Source organism: Paraburkholderia sp. BL25I1N1 (genome assembly GCF_003002025.1).
GTDB lineage: Bacteria > Pseudomonadota > Gammaproteobacteria > Burkholderiales > Burkholderiaceae > Paraburkholderia.
In genome coordinates this window covers 1-1,219 of sequence record NZ_PVZB01000080.1, presented here as the reverse complement: position 1 = coordinate 1,219, position 1,219 = coordinate 1, and the positions used below count along the sequence as shown (strand labels likewise).

At 64.2% G+C, this 1,219-nt stretch carries 1 protein-coding gene; it reads left to right on the top strand.

Going from position 1 to position 1,219, the window contains the following annotated elements:
* Positions 1-48 precede the first annotated feature (48 nt).
* Positions 49-1,188, top strand: a complete 1,140-nt coding sequence (locus B0G73_RS39940; RefSeq protein WP_106286502.1) for an IS481 family transposase — start codon at positions 49-51, stop codon at positions 1,186-1,188.
* Positions 1,189-1,219: the final 31 nt, after the last annotated feature.

The following is a 1,219-nucleotide window of genomic DNA, read 5'->3' as shown; positions in this document are numbered from 1 at the left end:
CGGAGACATGGGTAACACTCTGGGCGAGCGAATCGCCTGGAGCCGGTTATGCCCTGGAACCCGAGAGACACCATGAATCTGCGTCTGGAATTCGTTCAGTTGGCCTCGCAGGAAGGCGCCAACCGTCGTGAACTGTGCCGGCGCTTTGGCGTCAGCCCGAAGACCGGCTACAAGTGGCTCGATCGCCACGCGCAGGGCGGAGCCACCGCGCTGACGGATCATTCGCGACGGCCCCGGCAGAGTCCGGCACGCACGACAGCGTCGGTCGAGCAGCGCGTGGTCGAACTGCGGCGGGCGCATCCGGCCTGGGGTGGACGCAAGATCAGCCGACGTCTGTGCGATCTGGGTCACACGGACGTGCCCGCTCCCAGCACTGTGACCGATATCCTGCATCGCCACGGGTTGATCGACCCGGCCGCTTCCGACGCCGCCACGGCCTGGCAGCGCTTCGAGCATGCGCAGCCCAACGATCTCTGGCAGATGGATTTCAAGGGCTGGTTCGACCTGCAGGACGGACGGCACTGTTCACCACTGACCATGCTGGACGATCATTCGCGCTACAACGTGACACTCGATGCCTGCATCTGCACCGACACCCGGATCGTCCAGCATCATCTGGAGCGCACGTTCCGCCGCTACGGGCTGCCGCTGCGCATCAACGCGGACAACGGTTCGCCGTGGGGCAGCCCCAGCCAGCCGGGCCAGTTGACCGAACTGGCCATCTGGCTCATCCGGCTGGGCGTGCGACTGTCGCACAGCCGCGTGGCGCATCCGCAGACCAACGGCAAGGAGGAGCGGTTTCACCGTACGCTGAAGGCCGAGGTGATCGCCGGACGCCATTTCAGGGACCTGCCCAGCGCCCAGCAGGCGTTCGATGAGTGGCGCCCGGTCTACAACCATCAACGCCCGCATCAGGCGCTGGACATGGCGACCCCGGGCACGCGCTATCGACCGAGTCCACGCGCCTACCCCGAAATCCTGCCGCCGATCGAGTACGGCGCAAACGACCACGTGCAGTGCGTGAAGTGGAACGGTGAACTACGCTTCAGGAACCGGCGATTCAAGGTATCGAACGCATTGCAGAACCTGCCCGTGGCCATCCGCGAGCGCGTCGATGAAGAGAGCTGCTACGACCTGTTTTTTGCGCATCACCGTTTCGGAACCATCAACCTGAACCAGCAGGAATGAGCGGATCATGTGTTACCCATGTCTCCGCACA